The organism is Streptomyces olivochromogenes (assembly GCF_001514115.1).
Classification (GTDB): domain Bacteria; phylum Actinomycetota; class Actinomycetes; order Streptomycetales; family Streptomycetaceae; genus Streptomyces; species Streptomyces olivochromogenes.
The window spans coordinates 459725-477084 of record NZ_KQ948457.1 but is presented as its reverse complement, the minus strand read 5'-3'; the positions used below and the strand labels follow the sequence as shown (position 1 = coordinate 477084).

At 69.2% G+C, this 17360-nt stretch carries 13 protein-coding genes; 4 read left to right on the top strand and 9 right to left on the bottom strand.

Annotation, left to right across the window (positions count from 1 at the left end; all coding sequences use genetic code 11):
• Positions 1-227: 227 nt before the first annotated feature.
• The 3 genes from AQJ27_RS22005 to thyX form a co-directional block, all read right to left on the bottom strand.
• A complete protein-coding gene (locus tag AQJ27_RS22005; RefSeq protein ID WP_067371316.1) occupies positions 228-1913 on the bottom strand; it encodes a ribonuclease J in 1686 nt (561 codons plus the stop codon).
• Between the two features lie 137 nt (positions 1914-2050).
• Positions 2051-2950, bottom strand: a complete 900-nt coding sequence (gene dapA, locus AQJ27_RS22000; protein ID WP_067371314.1) for a 4-hydroxy-tetrahydrodipicolinate synthase — start codon at positions 2948-2950, stop codon at positions 2051-2053.
• A 210-nt stretch (positions 2951-3160) separates the two neighbouring features.
• Positions 3161-3901, bottom strand: a complete 741-nt coding sequence (thyX, locus tag AQJ27_RS21995; protein WP_067371413.1) for an FAD-dependent thymidylate synthase — start codon at positions 3899-3901, stop codon at positions 3161-3163.
• A 226-nt stretch (positions 3902-4127) separates the two neighbouring features.
• On the opposite strand from thyX, the gene AQJ27_RS21990 reads away from it, so the two are divergent.
• A complete protein-coding gene (locus tag AQJ27_RS21990) occupies positions 4128-4367 on the top strand; it encodes a hypothetical protein (protein ID WP_067371312.1) in 240 nt (79 codons plus the stop codon).
• Positions 4368-4489: 122 nt separating this feature from the next.
• The gene (locus AQJ27_RS21985) at positions 4490-5047 is read left to right on the top strand and encodes a hypothetical protein (RefSeq protein WP_067371311.1); all 558 of its coding nucleotides are present in this window, start codon (positions 4490-4492) and stop codon (positions 5045-5047) included.
• 153 nt (positions 5048-5200) lie between these two features.
• Here AQJ27_RS21985 and AQJ27_RS21980 read toward each other — a convergent pair whose 3' ends face one another.
• The 5 genes from AQJ27_RS21980 to rpsO all read right to left on the bottom strand — a co-directional run bounded on the left by AQJ27_RS21980 (position 5201) and on the right by rpsO (position 10736).
• Positions 5201-5656, bottom strand: coding sequence for a tetratricopeptide repeat protein (locus tag AQJ27_RS21980; protein WP_067371309.1), 456 nt, complete (start codon positions 5654-5656; stop codon positions 5201-5203).
• 32 nt (positions 5657-5688) lie between these two features.
• Complete coding sequence (gene dapB / locus AQJ27_RS21975; RefSeq protein WP_067371307.1) at positions 5689-6441, bottom strand: 4-hydroxy-tetrahydrodipicolinate reductase; 753 nt, start codon at positions 6439-6441, stop codon at positions 5689-5691.
• A gap of 26 nt (positions 6442-6467) precedes the next feature.
• Positions 6468-7847: a M16 family metallopeptidase gene (locus AQJ27_RS21970; RefSeq protein WP_067371305.1), complete on the bottom strand. Its 1380-nt coding sequence runs from the start codon at positions 7845-7847 to the stop codon at positions 6468-6470.
• Positions 7844-10060 (bottom strand): polyribonucleotide nucleotidyltransferase, encoded by a 2217-nt coding sequence (locus AQJ27_RS21965; RefSeq protein WP_067371302.1) that lies wholly within the window; start codon positions 10058-10060, stop codon positions 7844-7846. Before AQJ27_RS21965 ends, AQJ27_RS21970 begins: the two co-directional genes overlap by 4 nt.
• 388 nt (positions 10061-10448) lie before the next feature.
• A complete protein-coding gene (gene rpsO / locus AQJ27_RS21960; protein ID WP_019064787.1) occupies positions 10449-10736 on the bottom strand; it encodes a 30S ribosomal protein S15 in 288 nt (95 codons plus the stop codon).
• Positions 10737-11001: 265 nt separating this feature from the next.
• On the opposite strand from rpsO, the gene AQJ27_RS21955 reads away from it, so the two are divergent.
• On the top strand, positions 11002-11340 hold the full coding sequence (locus AQJ27_RS21955; protein WP_067371299.1) for a DUF397 domain-containing protein: 339 nt from the start codon (positions 11002-11004) through the stop codon (positions 11338-11340).
• 64 nt (positions 11341-11404) lie between these two features.
• On the opposite strand, the gene eccD is transcribed toward AQJ27_RS21955, so the two are convergent.
• Positions 11405-12913, bottom strand: coding sequence for a type VII secretion integral membrane protein EccD (gene eccD / locus AQJ27_RS21950; protein ID WP_067371411.1), 1509 nt, complete (start codon positions 12911-12913; stop codon positions 11405-11407).
• Positions 12914-13245: 332 nt separating this feature from the next.
• Between eccD and eccCa the strand changes: the two genes are divergently transcribed.
• Complete coding sequence (gene eccCa / locus AQJ27_RS21945) at positions 13246-17214, top strand: type VII secretion protein EccCa (RefSeq protein WP_067371297.1); 3969 nt, start codon at positions 13246-13248, stop codon at positions 17212-17214.
• Positions 17215-17360 lie beyond the last annotated feature (146 nt).

The window sequence follows — 17360 nt, the reverse complement described above, 5'->3', positions numbered from 1 at the left end:
CGCGATCCGATTTCCTCGGCGCTTTCCAGGTTTCCGCTTTCGCGTTTCCCTTTCCGGCGGTCCCGACTTTATCAGAGATTCTGAGTCGGAATTTCCGTCCCGCTCGGGGTGGCTCCTGGCACACGGTCGTACCGGGTTCCCGTTCAGGCGGAGCCGTAAACGTACTGGAGCGGGGCGCCCCGATGCAAATCGAGGGGCCCCGCTCCGGAGTTGGCGCGTGCGAGCGGTCAGACCTCGACGACGACCGGCAGGATCATCGGGCGACGGCGGTAGTTGTCCGAGACCCACTTGCCCAGCGTGCGGCGGATGAGTTGCTGCATCTGGTGGGGCTCGACCACGCCGTCCTGGGCCGAGCGCTCCAGGACCTCCGTGACCTTCGGGATGACGTCCGCGAAGGCGGAATCGTCGATGCCCGAACCGCGCGCGTGGACGTGCGGGCCGGCGGTGATCTTGCCCGTAGTCGAGTCGATCACCACGAAGACCGAGATGATGCCCTCGTCACCGAGGATCTTGCGGTCCTTGAGCGCCGGCTCGCCCACGTCACCGACCGAGAGGCCGTCGACGTACACGTAACCCGCCTGGACCTTGCCGGAGATCTTCGCCTTGCCCTCGATGAGATCGACGACGATTCCGTCCTCGGCGATCACGATGCGGTCGTGCGGGACGCCGGTGAGGGCGCCGAGCTCGGCGTTGGCGCGCAGGTGGCGCCATTCGCCGTGAACCGGCATCAGGTTCCGCGGCTTGCAGATGTTGTAGAAGTACAGCAGCTCGCCCGCGGAGGCGTGGCCGGAGACGTGCACCTTGGCGTTGCCCTTGTGGACGACGTTGGCGCCCCAGCGGGTGAGGCCGTTGATGACGCGGTAGACCGCGTTCTCGTTGCCCGGGATGAGCGACGAGGCCAGGATCACCGTGTCGCCCTGGACGATCCGGATCTGGTGATCCCGGTTGGCCATCCTCGACAGGGCCGCCATCGGCTCGCCCTGCGAGCCCGTGCACACGAGGACGATCTCGTGGTCCGGGAGGTCGTCGAGCGTCTTGACGTCCACTACGAGGCCCGGCGGGACCTTCAGATAGCCCAGGTCGCGTGCGATGCCCATGTTGCGGACCATCGAGCGGCCGACGAAGGCGACCCGGCGGCCGTACTCGTGGGCCGCGTCCAGGATCTGCTGGATGCGGTGAACGTGGCTCGCGAAGCTCGCCACGATGATCCGCTTGCGGGCGCTGGCGAAGACCGTGCGCAGCGCGTTCGAGATGTCGCGCTCGGGCGGGACGAAGCCCGGGACCTCGGCGTTCGTGGAGTCGGAGAGAAGAAGGTCGATGCCTTCCTCGCTCAGACGTGCGAACGCGTGCAGGTCGGTGAGGCGGTTGTCCAGCGGGAGCTGGTCCATCTTGAAGTCGCCGGTGTGGACGACCATGCCCGCGGGGGTGCGGATGGCGACCGCGAGGGCGTCCGGGATGGAGTGGTTGACCGCCACGAACTCGCAGTCGAAGGGGCCGATGCGCTCGCGGTGGCCCTCCGCGACTTCGAGGGTGTACGGGCGGATGCGGTGCTCCTGGAGCTTCGCCTCGATGAGGGCGAGGGTCAGCTTGGAGCCGATCAGCGGGATGTCCGGCTTCTCGCGCAGGAGAAACGGGACAGCGCCGATGTGGTCCTCGTGGCCATGGGTGAGGACGATGCCCTCGATGTCGTCGAGGCGGTCCCTGATGGACGTGAAGTCCGGCAGGATCAGGTCGATTCCGGGCTGCTCCTCCTCCGGGAAGAGCACTCCGCAGTCGACGATCAGCAGTCGGCCGTCGTACTCGAAGACCGTCATGTTCCGGCCGATTTCGCCAAGGCCACCTAGCGGGGTGACCCGCAGGCCTCCCTGGGGGAGCTTCGGCGGCGGGCCAAGTTCAGGATGCGGATGACTCAAAAGACTCTCCTCACCACACGCGCCACGTACCTGGCAAGGCACGTGGCGCGCATGACGTTCGTGCAGTAGCAGTTGTCTGTGTGGGGTGCAGGCCCCTGGCCTGCGTTGTCGTGCATATTCAGTTGTGAAGTCTGTATTTAGAGTTCTACCCCGCCGGCAGCAAGATCGATCTTGAGCTGGGCGGTCTCCTCGGGCGACAGCTCGACCATCGGGGCGCGCAGCGGTCCGGCGGGCAGGCCCTGAAGGGCGAGCGCGGCCTTGGTCGTCATGACGCCCTGGGTGCGGAACATGCCGGTGAAGACGGGGAGCAGCTTCTGGTGGATCTCGGTGGCCTTCTGTACGTCGCCCGAGACGTACGCGTCCAGCATGGCGCGCAGCTCCGGGGTGACGACGTGGCCCACGACGGAGACGAAGCCGACCGCGCCCACGGAGAGCAGCGGCAGGTTCAGCATGTCGTCGCCGGAGTACCAGGCGAGTCCGGAGCGGGCGATGGCCCAGCTGGCTCGGCCGAGGTCCCCCTTGGCGTCCTTGTTCGCGACGATACGCGGGTGCTCGGCCAATCGCACGAGGGTTTCGGTGCTGATCGGTACGCCGCTGCGGCCGGGGATGTCGTACAGCATCACCGGCAGCTCGGTCGCGTCGGCGATGGCTGAGAAGTGACGGTACAGGCCCTCCTGTGGGGGCTTGTTGTAGTACGGCGTCACGGTCAGCAGGCCGTGCGCGCCGGCCTTTTCGGCGGCGCGGGCGAGCTCGATGCTGTGGTGGGTGTCGTTCGTTCCGACGCCCGCGACGATGTGGGCGCGGTCGCCGACCGCCTCGAGTACGGCTCGTACGAGATCCGATTTCTCCACGTCACTGGTGGTCGGTGACTCACCGGTGGTGCCGTTGATGATCAGGCCGTCGTTGCCTGCGTCCACCAGGTGGGTGGCGAGCCGCTGTGCGCCGTCGAGGTCGAGTGCGCCGTCCGCCGTGAAGGGCGTGACCATGGCGGTGAGGACCCGCCCGAAGGGGGTCTGCGGAGTGGAGGTCGGAGCCATGGGTAACACGCTACTCGCTGCTCAAGGCGTGGTCTGCCCTCGGGGGACACGACAAAGCGCGACAAATGCGGAGCCCGGCACTGCCTGCTCGGGGGTTCAAGCAGTGCCGGGTCCGTTTGATCAGGCTAGATGAACTTCTCGAAATGCCGCAATACGGACACCTCGCTCGGTTGATCCGCACATCTGTGCCGAACGGCGCGCGGGAGCGCGTTACGGCGCCACGCGCCCGTTGGCATTGAAGGCTGCGTAGGTGAGCGGCATGAGCTTGGCCCACTCCGCCTCCATCTTCTCGCCGACCATCTCGATCTCCCGCTGCGGGAAGGACGGGACCTTGGCGAGCTCGTGCTGGGTGCGCAGCCCGAGGAAGTGCATCAGGGAGCGTGCGTTGCAGGTGGCGTACATCGAGGAGAAGAGGCCGACGGGGAGGACGGCACGGGCCACCTCGCGGGCCACACCTGCGGCCAGCATCTCCTGGTACGCCTCGTACGCCTGTCGGTAGGAGTCCTCCATCACACGGCCCGTGAGCTCCTGCTGGGCCTGGGTGCCCTCGACGAAGACGTACTTGCCGGGGCGGCCCTCCTGGACCAGCTTGCGGGACTCGTCCGGGACGTAGAAGACCGGCTCGAGCTCCCTGTACCTGCCCGATTCCTCGTTGTACGACCAGCCCACACGGTGCCGCATGAACTCGCGGAAGACGAAGATCGGGGCGCTGATGAAGAAGGTCATCGAGTTGTGCTCGAACGGGCTGCCGTGCCGGTCCCGCATCAGGTAGTTCAGCAGGCCCTTGGAGCGCTCCGGGTCCTTCTGAAGCTCGTCGAGGGACTGCTCACCGAGGGTCGAGACGCGGGCGGCGAACAGCACGTCCGAGTCGGACGCGGTGTGCTTGACCAGCTCGACGGTGACATCGCTGCGGAAACTGGGCTTGAGGTCGTCGGCGGGGGTGTCGGTCACGGTGCGCAGGGTCCTTCCCATCACATCTCTCGGGCGGCGCCCACTCTACGGGCCGCCACTGACAACGGGGCGTTCGGTGCCGTGCCGCGACATTCGTCGGCGAACTTCAGCGAATTCGGTGATTCCGGGCACCTCTTGGGGCTTTCGCTCGTCTGTATGGGTGACAGTGATCCGTTTGTATGGGTGACAGTGATCCGTTCGAGCCTCCAGAGGAGAAGCAACCCCCATGTTCCGTCGGCGCGAGCCCGTACCGTTCGCCTTCATCGCAGAAGCCGACCAGTTCCGCAGCAATGTCGCTCCCCCACCCCGCCGACGCTCGTCGGCCGGCGAGATATTCGGCCGCTCGCTGCTGGGCCTCACCGTGGTCGCCGGACTGGTGGGCGCGCTGATCATCGGGATGCCGGCCCTGTCGCTCGACCAGTCGTCGACGACGACCCAGCATTCCGAAGCCTCCAACGGCCGCTGACCCTCCCCCGCTGCCCACAGGGCGTGGGGGCACCCCCATGGCCCCCCAAGGGTGGTGAGCGGGGACCCCGCTCGATAGCCTCACCGGGCACAGCCCATGCGTGGATTGAGTGAGGATCAGTCGTGCCCCTGCCCTTCCTGACGGCGGACCGTGACTTTGACGAGGTGGCGGACGAACTCGCCCTGCCCTTCGACGACCGCGGCCGCTGGCGGCGCCCCTACCGGCCCGGGCCGTGGCGGGTGGCCCTCGCCGCGCTCGTGCTGCTGCTCGCCTCCTACGTGCTTGTCGCGGCCGTGCTCGTCGCGCTCACGGGGAGCCCCTCCGCCGCCCTGCTCTGCTTCGGTGGCTCCCTGCTCGTCATCCTGTGCGCGTTGCGGCTGCTGCGGATGGGCGTCTGGGTGAGTGCACGAGGGCTGCGCCGCGTGGGCTTCCTGAACACGAGTACGGCGTCCTGGGAGCAGGTCGTCGCCGTACGCACCGTCCAGCAGCCGGTGCGCTGGCTCGGGCTGCCGCGCACCGTGCAGGGACAGGCGCTGATCCTCGTACGCAAGGGGCGGGCGGCGGACAGCCTGCCGCCGCTGCTCACCTCGCACAACTCCGACTTCCTGGCGCGCACGGAGGCCTTCGACCGGGCGGCGGACGCCGTCGAGGTGTGGGCCGACGAGTACCGGCGGGATTGAGCCCCGGCGGTCATGGCGGGGTTCCGTGGCCGGGCGTCGAAGCAGGGCATCTCGTAGCAGGGCGAAGGGGCCGGTCCGCACTCCGCGGGCCGGCCCCTTCGACGTCCTTCTCCGCCGTGCCGCTCGTCGCACTTCTCGTGTGCGCCGCGGCTCTCAGGCCTCGGCGGGGGGCCTGCCCTCGCGCAGGGCGATCGCCCGCTGCATCGCCTTGCGGGCGCGCGGGGTGTCGCGGGCGTCGTGGTAGGCGACCGCGAGACGGAACCAGCTGCGCCAGTCGTCCGGGGCGTCCTCGGTCTCGGTCTTGCGCCTGGCGAAGACCTCGTCGGCCGAGTCACGGTCGATACGGCCGCCCGGGGTGCGCCTCAACTCGTCCACGGGCAGGCCGCCCTCGGCGTCGAGCTCGGCGGCGAGCCGGTTGGCCTTGCGGACGAACTGGGTGTTCTTCCACAGGAACCAGATGCCGATGACCGGCAGGATCAGCACCGCGACACCGAAGGTGACGGTGATCAGGGTGCCGTTCTGGATGAGCAGCACGCCTCGGCTGCCGACCAGGACGAAATAGACGACCAGGACGGCTGCCGTGACGGCGTAGGTGATCTTCGCACGCATGTCTGCCGGCTATCTGTTGTGCGTCCCTCGGCTCAGCCGAGGTCCAGGAAGTGTTCCAGGCCGAAGGTGAGGCCCGGGGTGGTCACCACACGGCGGACGCCGAGCAGGATGCCCGGCATGAAGCTGCTGTGGTGGAGGGAGTCGTGGCGGATGGTGAGGGTCTCGCCCTCGCCACCGAGCAGGACCTCCTGGTGGGCGAGGAGCCCGCGCAGGCGGACCGCGTGCACCGGGACGCCGTCGACGTTCGCGCCGCGGGCACCGTCCAGGGCCGTCGCCGTGGCGTCGGGCTGCGGGGCGCTGCCCGCGCGCGCCCGGGCCGCGGCGATGAGCTGGGCGGTGCGGGTGGCGGTGCCGCTGGGGGCGTCCACCTTGTTCGGGTGGTGCAGCTCGACGACCTCGACGGACTCGAAGTACGGCGCGGCGACCTCGGCGAACTTCATGGTCAGTACGGCCCCGATGGAGAAGTTGGGCGCGATGAGCACGCCCGTCTCCGGGGACGCGGCCAGCGAGGTGTTGAGCTGCGCGAGGCGCTCGTCGGTCCAGCCGGTCGTGCCGACCACGGCGTGGATGCCGTGCCGCACGCAGAAGTCGAGGTTGCCCATCACCGAGGCCGGGGTCGTCAGTTCGACCACGACCTGGGTGCCGGTGGCGACCAGTGCCTCCAGCTCGTCGCCGCGGCTCAGGGCGGCCACCAGCTCCAGGTCCTCGGCGGCCTCGACGGCTCGTACCGCCTCGGCCCCGATCCGGCCCTTGGCACCGAGGACCGCCACGCGCAGCTTGCTCATTGCTTCGTTCCTTACCGAGACGGGAATTACGCGACCGCGTCGTGCAGACGGGAGGCCTGCTTGTCCTTGAGCGGGCCGATGACCGACAGCGAGGGCCGCTGTCCCAGGATGTCGCGGGCGACCGAACGGACCTCGTCCGGGGTGACCGACGCTATCCGGACCAGCATGTCGTCGACGGACATCTGCTCGCCCCAGCACAGCTCGCTCTTGCCGATACGGTTCATCAGCGCGCCGGTGTCCTCCAGGCCGAGGACGGTGGAGCCCTGGAGCTGGCCGATGGCGCGGCCGATCTCGTCGTCCGAGAGGCCGTGCTCGGCGACCTGGTCGAGCTCGTCGCGGCAGATCTTGAGCACGTCGTGGACCTGGCTCAGCCTGCAGCCCGCGTACACGCCGAAGAGGCCGCAGTCGGCGAAGCCCGAGGTGTACGAGTACACGCTGTAGGCCAGGCCGCGCTTCTCGCGGACCTCCTGGAAGAGACGGGAGGACATGCCACCGCCCAGGGCGGTGTTCAGGACGCCCAGGGCCCAGCGGCGCTCGTCGGTGCGGGCGAGGCCTGGCATGCCGAGGACGACATGGGCCTGCTCGGTCTTGCGGCCGAGGAGTTCGACGCGGCCCGCGGTGCGGATGGCGCGGCGACCGTCGCGCGGGGCGATCGGCTCGACGGCGCTCTCGTTGAGGGCGCCGGCCTTCTCGAAGGCGGCGCGGACCTGGCGTACGACCTTGTTGTGGTCGACGTTGCCCGCGCAGGCGACCACGAGGTGCGTCGGGTCGTAGTGCTTCTTGTAGAAGCGGCGGATGCGGTCGGCGCCGAGGGCGTTGACCGTGTCGACCGTGCCGAGGACCGGGCGGCCGAGGGGGGTGTCGCCGAGCATGGTGTGCGCGAACAGGTCGTGCACGCAGTCGCCCGGGTCGTCCTCGGTCATCGCGATCTCTTCGAGGATCACGCCGCGCTCGGCGTCCACGTCGCCCTGCTCGATCAGCGAGCCGGTGAGCATGTCGCACACGACGTCGATGGCCAGCGGGAGGTCGGTGTCGAGCACACGCGCGTAGTAGCACGTGTACTCCTTGGCCGTGAACGCGTTCATCTCGCCGCCGACCGCGTCGATGGCGGAGGAGATGTCCAGGGCGCTGCGCCGGGAGGTGCCCTTGAAGAGCAGGTGCTCCAGGTAGTGCGTGGCGCCGTTCAGCGTCGGCGTCTCGTCGCGGGAGCCGACGTGCGCCCAGATCCCGAAGGTGGCCGAGCGTACGGAGGGGAGGGTCTCGGTGACGATGCGCAGGCCGCCGGGGAGGGTGGTCTTACGGACCGTACCGATGCCGTTCTCGCCCTTGATGAGGGTTTGGGTACGGGCAACGGCCCGCGCCTCCGAAGAGGTGCGGGCCGTCGCCGTGGAGCTACGAGACGTCACTGGTCGGTGTCGTCCTTCTTGTCGTCGTCGCCTTCGCCCTCGATCACGGGGATCAGGGAGAGCTTGCCGCGGGAGTCGATCTCGGCGATCTCGACCTGGACCTTCTGGCCCACACCGAGGACGTCCTCGACGTTCTCCACGCGCTTGCCGCCGGCGAGCTTGCGGATCTGCGAGATGTGCAGCAGACCGTCCTTGCCCGGGAGCAGCGACACGAACGCACCGAAGGTCGTCGTCTTCACGACGGTGCCCAGGTAGCGCTCGCCGACCTCCGGCATGGTCGGGTTGGCGATGCCGTTGATCGTGGCGCGGGCGGCCTCGGCGGCCGGGCCGTCGGCGGCACCGATGTAGATGGTGCCGTCGTCCTCGATCGTGATCTCGGCGCCGGTGTCCTCCTGGATCTGGTTGATCATCTTGCCCTTGGGGCCGATGACCTCACCGATCTTGTCCACGGGGATCTTGACGGTGATGATCCGCGGGGCGTTCGGGGACATCTCGTCCGGCGTGTCGATCGCTTCCATCATCACGTCGAGGATGTGGAGGCGGGCGTCGCGGGCCTGCTTGAGGGCCGCGGCCAGGACGGAGGCCGGGATGCCGTCCAGCTTGGTGTCGAGCTGGAGGGCGGTCACGAACTCCTTGGTGCCGGCGACCTTGAAGTCCATGTCGCCGAAGGCGTCCTCCGCACCGAGGATGTCGGTGAGGGCGACGTAGTGCGTCTGGCCGTCGATCTCCTGGGAGATCAGACCCATGGCGATACCGGCGACGGGGGCCTTGAGCGGCACACCGGCGTTCAGCAGCGACATGGTGGAGGCGCAGACCGAGCCCATGGAGGTCGAGCCGTTGGAGCCGAGGGCCTCGGACACCTGACGGATCGCGTAGGGGAACTCCTCGCGGGTCGGCAGGACCGGCACGAGCGCGCGCTCGGCGAGGGCGCCGTGGCCGATCTCGCGGCGCTTCGGGGAGCCCACGCGGCCCGTCTCACCGACGGAGTACGGCGGGAAGTTGTAGTTGTGCATGTAGCGCTTGCGGGTCACCGGGGAGAGGGTGTCCAGCTGCTGCTCCATGCGGAGCATGTTGAGGGTGGTGACGCCCAGGATCTGGGTCTCGCCACGCTCGAACAGCGCCGAGCCGTGCACGCGCGGGATGGCCTCGACCTCGGCGGCGAGCGTACGGATGTCCGTGACGCCGCGGCCGTCGATGCGGACCTTGTCCTTGATGACGCGCTCGCGGACCAGCTTCTTGGTCAGCGCGCGGTACGCGGCGGAGATCTCCTTCTCGCGACCCTCGAACTGCGGGAGCAGCTTCTCGGCGGCGATCTCCTTGACGCGGTCCAGCTCGGCCTCGCGGTCCTGCTTGCCGGCGATGGTGAGCGCCTGGGCGAGCTCGCTCTTGACCGCGGCGGTCAGGGCCTCGAGGACGTCGTCCTCGTAGTCGAGGAAGATCGGGAACTCGGCGGTCGGCTTGGCGGCCTTCGCGGCGAGGTCCGACTGCGCCTTGCACAGGACCTTGATGAAGGGCTTCGCGGCGTCGAGGCCGGAGGCGACGACCTCCTCGGTCGGCGCCTCGGCGCCGCCCTTGACCAGCTGGATGGTCTTCTCGGTGGCCTCGGCCTCGACCATCATGATCGCGACGTCGCCGTCCTCCAGGACGCGACCGGCGACGACCATGTCGAAGACGGCGTCCTCGAGCTCGGTGTGCGTCGGGAACGCGACCCACTGGCCGTTGATCAGCGCGACGCGGACGCCGCCGACCGGGCCGGAGAAGGGCAGACCGGCCAGCTGCGTGGACGCGGAGGCGGCGTTGATCGCCACGACGTCGTACAGGTGGTCGGGGTTGAGAGCCATGATCGTGGCGACGACCTGGATCTCGTTGCGCAGGCCCTTCTTGAAGGACGGGCGCAGCGGGCGGTCGATCAGACGACAGGTGAGGACGGCGTCCTCGGAGGGACGACCCTCGCGGCGGAAGAAGCTGCCGGGGATCTTGCCTGCGGCGTACATCCGCTCCTCGACGTCCACCGTGAGGGGGAAGAAGTCGAGGTTGTCCTTGGGCTTCTTGGAAGCACTGGTGGCCGACAGCACCATGGTGTCGTCGTCCAGGTACGCCACGGCGGAGCCGGCGGCCTGCTTGGCCAGGCGGCCCGTCTCGAAGCGGATGGTGCGGGTGCCGAAGGAACCGTTGTCGATAACGGCCTCGGCGTAGTGGGTCTCGTTCTCCACTAGCGTTTTCTCCTCGTCTTCGTCCCGTCCTGCCCGTGTGGCAGGGGGACGGTGGCGGAGAGGCGCTCCGTCTGGTGCGGGCCGGTCTTCGATCGAAGCACCCGGGATCTCATTCCCCCGGGGGCCACTACCGAGGACCGGCGGCGGTGCGGTGCGCGTCTCCTCGTTCGTTGACGTGACGGTCCCTACCCGGCGGGTACGGAGTCATCACGCTGTGTCGTACGTGCTGTGTCCTGCGTATTGCGTTGTGCTACCACACTACAAAGCGTCGGTGACACTCCGCACGTACAGAGACGTACGGCAGTGCCTACGGCCATGCTCACGGCAGCGGCACGTACAGCAAAAGGAGCGGCTCCCAAGAGGTGGGAACCGCTCCCTTCACGGCGTCTTACTTGGCGCCCGCCGCACCGCGGCGGATGCCCAGGCGGTCGACCAGCGCACGGAAGCGCTGGATGTCCTTCTTGGCCAGGTACTGCAGCAGCCGGCGGCGCTGACCGACCAGGATCAGCAGACCACGACGGGAGTGGTGGTCGTGCTTGTGGGTCTTGAGGTGCTCGGTCAGGTCCGAGATGCGGCGCGAGAGCATGGCGACCTGGACCTCGGGGGAGCCGGTGTCGCCCTCCTTCTGGCCGAACTCACTGATGAGCTGCTTCTTCGTAGCGGCGTCGAGCGACACGCGTACTCCTCGTAGTCTTTGATGTGCCACCGAGTGCCCCTGGTCCACATCTCAGGGGAGCTTCCGTTACTCGGGAGGCGGGGATCCGCTGGGCGCGGCCTCCAGAGCGATGGGCTCCGGGGGTGCGTACACAAACGGCCGTCACACAGCGTACCAGCCTGGCCGGATGCGTCTGTCCGGGTCTCCGAACCTTCCTGGTGACACGGGCCCGGCCACTAGGGTGACCGCACAGGTCATTCGTACGTGGGGAAGGGGCCGCTTGAACATGGCCGAGGCAACGGACGCAGCGGGCGTAGCGGACAAGGACATCGCGGCGGAGACGGACGCCGACGTCAAGGCGCGCAAGGAGCGGGAGAAGGACGAGCTCTACGCCCTGGACATCTCCGACGTCGAATGGCACAGCGCGCCAGGCACGGAGGAACACGAGGAGCGGGTCGAGATCGCGTACCTGCCCGAGGGCGCGGTGGCCATGCGCTCCTCCCTCGACCCGGACACGGTCCTGCGGTACACGGAGGCGGAGTGGCGGGCCTTTGTGCTGGGGGCGCGGGACGGGGAGTTCGATCTGGAGCCGGGGCCGCGCAATGGGGGGCTTGCGGCGGGGTGACCGGACCACCAAGGGGGAGGGCTGCACGCCGTGCGTGCCGCCCTCCCCCTTGGTGGTCCGGTCGTCAGCTGGTCATCGCCCGCGCCTGCCCGTATACGTCGAAGACGGCGAGGGCCAGCGGGATCAGGGTGAGCAGAACGAAGCTCTCGGCGATCTCCAGGAAGCGCCCCCAGAACGGGGTGAGACCGCGCCGCGGAGTGATCAGACCGATGGCGATGACCAGGGCTGTGGCCGCGCCGACCGCCGCCACGAGCCAGACGCTGCGGATGTCGAGGGCGGTGGTGTCACCCAGAAGGGCATCGCGCCAGTAGCCCTGGGGCGGGTTCAGCGCGAGCCCGAGACCGAGGAAGACGAGAGCCGCGAGGCCGGCGGCCAAAGTGGCGGCGACTTGCGCGGTGTAGCGGAACAGGTGGGCTCGCATCAGCATGGCGATGCCGGTCGCCAGGGCGAGGAGCTGCGCCCATACGTTGCTGGAGAAGCCGAGGACGATCGACGCGCCCACGGAGACGAGTGCGCAGCCACCGACCAGGCCCACGAGCAGTTCGTGGCCGCGACGGGCCTGGGCCGCGACGCGCTCGGCGTCGACGGGGTCCTGGGAGGCCGGCTCGCCCGCGGCGTAACCGCCACGGGAGGGGTTGGGCGGTTCGAAACCGATGGGCAGCCGCGCGAAGCGCATCGACAGACCCGGCAGGAAGGCGAGCGCGCACACGGAGAGCGGGGCGCAGACGGCAGCCGTCTCGATGGGCCTCAGGTGGGCGAGGATCGCGACGAACGTGGTCACCAGGCCGATCCCAGAGGCAAAGACGAACGCCACGAAGGGGCCGTCACCGCTGGGCGACACCAGAGTGAGCACCACGGAGACGACCAGGACCGCCGCGCAGGCGAGCAGGAACTGGAGCTTTCCAATGCCCTGCCCCTCGGAGAGCGGCAGCAGTCCGGAGCCCGCCACGGCGACGTTCGGCAGTGCGCCCAGGCCCAGAGCGGCCGCGGAGCCCCGGTCGTCGTACACACGCGTACGCACGCACGCGATGATGGCCAGCAGGATTCCGGAGACGGCGGCGAGGATGCCCTGGAGACTGTGCATGTCGTGCCGGATCTGGGAACTCCAGGCCACGAAGGCGAGCAGCGCGGGCAGGATGCCGCCCGCGACGAGACCGGCCGCGCGCGTGAGCTCGCCGTTCCACAGAGAGCGGTCACTGGTGACGGCGGAGGCCACCGCCTCGGACACGTCGTCGAAGACGGCGGGCGGCAGCGACTCGGAGAACGGGCGCAGGGTGAGCAGTTCGCCATCGAGGATGCGCTGCGCCGCGAAGGACCGGGCGCTGTCGAGGACGGTCCCGTCACGGCGTACGAGGTGATAGCCGACGGGGGCGCCTTCGTCGGGGCTCTGCTGGGAAAGGCGCAGGATCTCCGGGTGCAGGTCGGCGACCGGCACGTCGTCGGGCAGCGCCACGTCGATGCGGCTGTCGGGGGCCACGATGGTGACCCGGCAGAAGCCGAATCCCATGTTCGCCCCGGAAGGGGCTCCAGTGCCCGGTCCGCCGGTCGCGCCGGCCGGCGCGGAGGCCATCATGCTCACCTGCTGTTCCCCCTCGTCGGTGATGGGGGCACGGCGCCGCCGCGTACGCATTCACCCGTAAAGATCCTGTGTACGTTGTGCCGTGCCGCCCGCGCCGCCGGTCAACTGGGCCTTGGTGCCCGGAGCTTGCGGGAGGCGCTTGTTTCGAAGCGTTGTGGATTGCCCGTTTTTTCCGGGCCCATTCGCAACTGCTCACACGTCTCACGGGCACCCTACCGCCCGCCGTTGTCGGTGGTTGTCAGTAGGATCGCGCTTCGCGATCGACGTCCGCCTGGCACGGGGCGGCGGACGGAAACAACTCGGTCCGGCAAGGGAATTGGTGCGTAGTGAGCCACATCGTCGTCAAGCGCCCACCACGGGCGCTGCCGAAGGAAGTGCCCACGGACGAGGTCGTGCTGCAGGCGCCGCCGGAACTTCCGCGCGGTCAGCAGGAGGGCGCCCTGATGCAACTCCTGCCCATGCTCGGCATGGGCGGGTCCGTCGTGTTCTTCTTCAACCCCTCGGCCCAGCCCTTCATGAAGATCATGGGCATGGTGATGGTGGCCTCCACGGTCGCGATGGGCATCTCCATGCTGGTCCGCTACCGGCGCGGCAACCAGGGACAGATGGCCGACATGCGCCGCGACTACCTTCGCTATCTGTCGCAGACCCGGCGTACGGCGCTGGAGACCGCGCGGGCCCAGCGCGATGCCCAGTACTACCTGCACCCTTCACCGGAGCAACTGTGGGCGCTGGTCGCCGAGGGCAGCCGGGTGTGGGAGCGGCGCACCGGTGACGAGGACTTCGGGCAGGTGCGCGTGGGCCTGGGCCCGCAGGCCCTGGCCACTCCGCTGTTCCCGCCGCAGACCGGGCCGGTCGACGAGTTGGAGCCGCTCACCGCGGGCGCCATGCAGCGATTTCTGGCCACGCACGGCACCCTCGAGGACCTGCCGATGGCGGTCTCGCTCCGCGCCTTCTACCACGTGACGATCAGCGGCGAGCCGGGCACCGTGCGGGGCACCGCGCGCGCCGTCGCCGGCTCCCTCGCCTCGCTGCACTCCCCCGAGGACCTGGTCATCGCCGTCGCCACCGGACGCGAGTCGGCGCCGTGGTGGGAATGGGCCAAGTGGCTGCCGCACGCGCAGGCTCCGGGCCTCACGGACGGCGCGGGCAGCATCCGGCTGATCACGACCGACCCGGCGCAGCTGGAGGAGCTGCTGGCTCCCCGCCTCCAAGGCCGACCGCGCTTCCACCCCGACGGGGCCCCGGTTTCCGAGCAGCCGCATCTGGTGATCGTGCTCGACGGCGTCTCCCTGCCTCCCACGTCGTTCCTGGCCAGCCCCGAGGGCCTGCAGGGAGTGACGGTCATCGAGGTAGTGCCCGGAGACCTCACCACAGGACGCGGCGACCTCTCCGTCATCGTGCAGCCGAAGGAACTGCGCCTGGAGTCGGCGCACGGCATGGTCTACGACGGCACGCCAGATGTCCTCTCGTACGAGGCCGCGGAAGCGCTGGCCCGTCAACTGGCACCGCTGCGCGTGGCATCGGGCGGAGACGACGACGAACCGCTGCTCGCCAACCTGGAGTTCACGGACCTGCTGAACCTGGGCGACGCGGCCTCCGTCGACCCGAAGCGGACATGGCGGCCGCGCTCACAGTCGGAGCGGCTGCGCGTGCCGATCGGTCTCGGCGAGGACGGCCGGCCCGTGATGCTGGACCTCAAGGAAGCGGCGCAGGAGGGCATGGGCCCGCACGGCCTGTGCGTCGGCGCGACCGGTTCCGGCAAGTCGGAGCTGCTGCGCACGCTGGTCCTCGGCCTCGCCGTCACCCACTCCTCCGAGACGCTGAACTTCGTCCTGGCGGACTTCAAGGGTGGCGCGACGTTCGCGGGCATGGCCCAGATGCCGCACGTCGCGGCCGTGATCACCAACCTCGCGGACGACCTGACCCTGGTCGACCGCATGGGTGACTCGATCCGCGGCGAGTTGAACCGCCGCCAGGAGATGCTCCGCGACGCCGGCAACTACGCGAACATCCACGACTACGAGAAGGCCCGCGCCGCAGGTGCCCCGCTGCAGCCGATCCCCTCGCTCGTCCTGGTGATCGACGAGTTCAGCGAACTGCTCACGGCGAAGCCGGATTTCATCGAGATGTTCGTGCAGATCGGCCGCATCGGCCGTTCGCTGGGCGTGCACCTGCTGCTCGCCTCGCAGCGCCTGGAGGAGGGCCGCCTGCGGGGGCTCGAGACCTACCTGTCGTACCGGATCGGCCTGCGGACGTTCTCGGCCGCGGAGTCGCGTGCCGCGCTCGGCGTGCCGGACGCCTACGAACTGCCGAACGTCCCGGGCTCCGGTTTCCTGAAGTACGGCACGGACGAAATGGTGCGCTTCAAGGCGGCGTACGTCTCCGGGGTGTACCGCACGAGTTCGGTGCAGGCGTCACTCGGCGGGCCGCTCCCGGTGGACCGTCGGCCCGTGCTGTTCACGGCGGCCGAGGTCCCGGTGCAGTATGTGGCGGTGCCCCAGCAGCGGCAAGCCGCTCCTGACGAGACCGACGACGCGCTGGCCGACACCGTGCTGGACGTGATCGTGCGGCGCTTGGAGGCGCAGGGCCCGGCCGCCCACCAGGTGTGGCTGCCCCCGCTGGACAGTCCGCCGTCGCTCGACACCCTGCTGCCCGGGCTCGCGCCGGTGCCCGGCCGGGGTATGACCCAGCCCGGCTACGAGGGCGCCGGGCGGCTCGTCGTTCCGGTCGGCATCGTCGACAAGCCGTACGAACAGCGCCGTGACCCTCTCTGGGTGGACTTCGGCGGCGCGGCCGGCCACATGCAGATCCTGGGCGGCCCGCAGTCCGGCAAGTCGACGCTGTTGCGCTCGCTCGTCGCGTCCTTCGCGCTCACGCACACCCCGCACGAAGTGCAGTTCTACGGGCTGGACTTCGGCGGTGGTGGCCTGTCGGCCGTGGCCGGTCTGCCGCACGTGGGCGGCGTGGCCTCGCGCCTGGACCCCGAGAAGGTGCGGCGTACAACGGCCGAGGTGTACGGCGTCATGACCCGCCGCGAGGAGTACTTCCGTTCCGTGGGCATCTCCTCGATCGCGGAGTTCCGCACGCGCCGCGCACGGGGCGACATCTCGGTGGCCGACCAGCCCTGGGGCGACGTCTTCCTGGTCATCGACGGCTGGGGCAACTTCCGTACGGATTACGAAGCGCTGGAGCCGCTGGTTCTGGACATGGCGGCGCGCGGTCTGGGCTACGGCATCCATGTGATCCTCACCGCGTCGCGTTCCATGGAGGTCCGCGCGAACCTCAAGGACCACCTGATGAACCGCCTGGAGCTGCGGCTCGGCGACCCCATGGACTCCGAGTTCGACCGCAAGGTCGCGGCCAACGTGCCCACAGGCGTGCCGGGACGCGGCCAGACCCCGCAGAAGCAGCACTTCATGGCGGCGGTCCCGCGGATCGACGGCCTGTCCTCCGACACGGATCTGGCGGAAGCGAACACAGCCCTCGCGACCGAGGTCACCCGCCACTGGCAGCAGCCCGGCGCCCCCGAAGTGCGGCTCCTGCCGAGGGAGTTCGCGGCGCACCAGCTCCCTTCCGGAGACCGGTTCCCCAACCGCGGTGTGTCCTTCGCCCTCGACGAGGACAACCTCGAGCCGGTGTTCGTGGACTTCGAGCAGGACCCGTTCTTCCTCGTCTTCGGCGAGAGCGAGTCCGGCAAGTCGAACCTGCTGAAGCTGCTCATCCAGCGCCTCACCGAGCGCTACGACGGCAACTCCTGCAAGCTGTTCGTGGTGGACAACCGCCGCTCGCTGCTCGGCGTGACCCCACCCTCGCATCTGGCCGAGTACATCCCCATGTCGAACCAGATGCAGCACCACATGGACGCTCTCGCCGACCTGATGCAGCGCCGCACGCCGACCGCGGACGTGACCGCGCAGCAGCTACGCGACCGCAGCTGGTGGAGCGGTCCCACGGTGTACGTGATCGTCGACGACTACGACCTGGTGTCCACGTCGAGCGGCAACCCCCTGGCCGGTCTGACGGAGCTCCTGCCGTTCGCTCGCGACGTCGGTGTCCGGTTCATCATCGCCCGCTCCACGGCGGGCGCGGGCCGCGCCGGCTACGAGTCCTTCATGCAGCGCATCAAGGAACTCGGGGCGCAGGGCGTGGTCCTCGCGGGTGATCCGGCCGAGGGCGATCTGCTGGGCGGCGTACGGCCGCGGCCGATGCCCGCCGGGCGGGGTGTGTTCGTGTCGCGGAAGCGGGGGAAGCCCTTGGTCCAGGTCGGTCTGGTGGCGGACGGAGACGTGTGACGGGCGGCTGACGTACGGGATCTTGGGGCCATGGTCGCTTCGGCGGTCATGGCCCCGGTTCCGTTGGGCAACGGGGAGTGACCATGAAGGTCGCACGACGAGTGGGGCTATTCGCAGTCCCGCCGCTGATGCTTGTTCTCGCGGCG